This window comes from Myxococcus vastator (genome assembly GCF_010894475.1).
Taxonomy (GTDB): domain Bacteria; phylum Myxococcota; class Myxococcia; order Myxococcales; family Myxococcaceae; genus Myxococcus; species Myxococcus vastator.
The window spans coordinates 1-2,389 of record NZ_JAAIYB010000740.1; the positions used below are offsets into that span (position 1 = coordinate 1).

The window sequence follows — 2,389 nt, forward strand, 5'->3', positions numbered from 1 at the left end:
AGGGTGGGGTGGAGCTTCGCGACGGTGCGGTCCACCACCGCGATGCTGCCCTCGGGAAGGTTCTTCGCGAGCCGGGCGAAGGTGCCCCAGCGGTCGGAAGGCGGACGGTAGGCCCCGGGAGGAAGAGCGCTCATAGGGCGTGCGGCCTCGCGTTCATGTGGAGGACGAGGTCGGCGATGACCAGCGACACCATGGCCTCCAGCACCGGGACGGCGCGGGGCATGATGCACGGGTCGTGGCGGCCACCCTTCGCGTGCTCCTGGAGCGTCGCGGGCGGCTTGAAGAAGGTGCGGAGCTGCATCGGCTCACCGTTGGCGAGCCCACCCTGGATGCCGCCGTACGCGTCCTTCACTGCGTGGAACTGGATGCCGGGCTGGCCAATGCGCTCGAGCAGGTCGGGTGGGCCCCAGACGACGCCGGTGACGGCGCCGATGCTGCCCAGCGCCTGGGCGATGCGCGCCTTGAGCTTGCCGAAGATGGGCTCGCCCAGTCCCACGGGCAGGCCCTCCACGCGCACGTCGATGGCGCCGCCCAGGCTGTCGCCCGCTTCCTTCGCGGTGAGGATGCGCTGGGACATCTCGTCGCGGAGGGCGACGTCTGGGCAGCGCGTGGCGTGCGCGTCCACCTGCTCGCGGGTGAGGCCCGGCGCGGGGACGGCGGCCACCAGGTTGCCCACCTGGGACACGTAGGCCACGGTGCGGATGGAGGGCAAATCCCGGGCGAGGTACGCCTCCGCGATGGCGCCGCCGATGACGCGGCAGAGCGTCTCGCGTCCGCTGGTGCGGCCACCGCCGCGGTGGTCGCGGTGCTTGAAGCGCTCGCGCCACACGGAGTCCGCGTGGCCGGGCCGGTCCTCGGCCTTCAGCTTCTCGTAGTCCCCCGAGCGCTGGTTCGTGTTGCGCACGATGGCGGCGATGGGCGTGCCCAGCGTCTTGTCCTCGAAGACGCCGGACAGGATTTCCACCTGGTCCGGCTCGCTGCGCGCGGTGGTGAGGGTGGACTGGCCAGGGCGCCGACGGTCCAGCGCGACTTGAATCTGCTCGCGCGTCAGGGGCACGCCGGCGGGGCAGCCATCCAGGATGGCGCCGAGCGCGGGGCCGTGGCTCTCTCCAAACGTCGTCAGGCGAAACAGCTCGCCGAAGGTATTCATGTCGCGGACTCCCAGAGTTGGCGCTGACGCCGGGCTTGCGCGACGAACCACGCCGCACCCAGCAGGACTGGAGTACCGCCGCGGAGGACAATCTCCGCGGCGATGCGCCGGCCCGGGGCGCCGTAGGCGATGACCGCCACACGGGCCCCGTCGAAGCGCAGGTCGTCAGGAGCGGGCACCCTATCGGGCCACGTCCAGACGCCCGCCCCTGTGAGAGGCGCCTGGATGTCGGCGCGTCGCAAGACGCGCAAGTCACAGCGCAGCTCCGCCGCCACGGACCGGAGCGCCGACGTGGCGCCCCCGTCTCCCAGGACGAAGACTTCGCGAGCCCCGAGCCGCTCGAGCACCGTGCGGGCGCCGAACGTGTCGGTATTGAAGGATTCCCACCGGTCGCCCCGGCGGACCAGCGTGTTGATGGCGTCCAGCGAGGACCCCGTGTGCTTCGCCAGCCGCAGCTTGAAGGGACTGGTGACGGCGAAGCCCGCGTAGTGCGGCAGCAGCGCGTCCACCACCGCCTCCACGGGCCCGTCCTCCGGCAGGTCGATGCGGTCGAAGGGCTGACGGTGGATGCGGGGCGAGCGCGAGTGGAGGATGGACGTCCCCAAGATGCCCAGCCGCAGCGGCGGCGCCACCGTGTACCGGTCCGCGCCGCGCAGCTCCCGCACGGCGTCATCCAGCAGCCGCTGGCCGGGCGCCGCGACCCAGGTGCCTCCCATCGCGACGTAGTCCAGCACGTTGTCCCGAGCGAGCAGCGCCCGCGTGGGCAGCGCCACCGCGCCCATGCCCAGCACCGTGACGCGCGTGGCACCGAAGCGCTCCGCCATCCGCCGCTGCGTCTCCAGCAGCGTGACGAGGTGCGCCGGGTCCGTCATCGGCTCCACGTGCTTCACCAGGGCGTCGGCGGGCAGCTCGCGCTCCCACAACTGGAGCGCTTCCGCCGTGGACAGCTGCCGGCTCGCGTGGTGCGACGCGAGCAGCTTTCCCGGCGGCGCCGCCAGCGACCCCTGTTGCCCCGAGGCGTCCATCAAGTCCCGGTCCACGCGCCAGGCCGCGGCCACCCAGCGGGCGGGCAGCGGCTTGCCCCGCTCGGAGACGAGCAACGGCAGCACCGCCGCCAGCGCCTCCGGGTCGAGCGCGTCAGGGGCGTGCAGGTCCGTGCGGAGCTCCAGGACGTCCGCCCCACGGCGCTGGCCGTCCCGCGCGAAGCGGACGGCGTCCTCGCCGAGCAGGGGGGGGGGC

General features: G+C 73.0%; 2 protein-coding genes and 1 pseudogene. All 3 read right to left on the reverse strand.

Annotated features, from left to right (window positions below; translation table 11 throughout):
• Positions 1–134, reverse strand: a pseudogene (locus tag G4D87_RS39810) (3-dehydroquinate synthase); the annotation flags it as partial.
• The gene (gene aroC, locus G4D87_RS36750; RefSeq protein WP_163787437.1) at positions 131–1,150 is read right to left on the reverse strand and encodes a chorismate synthase; all 1,020 of its coding nucleotides are present in this window, start codon (positions 1,148–1,150) and stop codon (positions 131–133) included. The gene aroC and the pseudogene G4D87_RS39810, both read right to left, overlap by 4 nt.
• Positions 1,147–2,389 (reverse strand): shikimate dehydrogenase (locus G4D87_RS36755; protein WP_163787438.1); only part of this gene is annotated, 1,243 nt, incomplete at its 5' end. The genes aroC and G4D87_RS36755, both read right to left, overlap by 4 nt.

Coding starts and splice junctions, on each gene's coding strand:
- aroC (WP_163787437.1), bottom strand. CDS start 1,150: ATGAATACCTTCGGCGAGCTGTTTCGCCTGACGACGTTTGGAGAGAGC.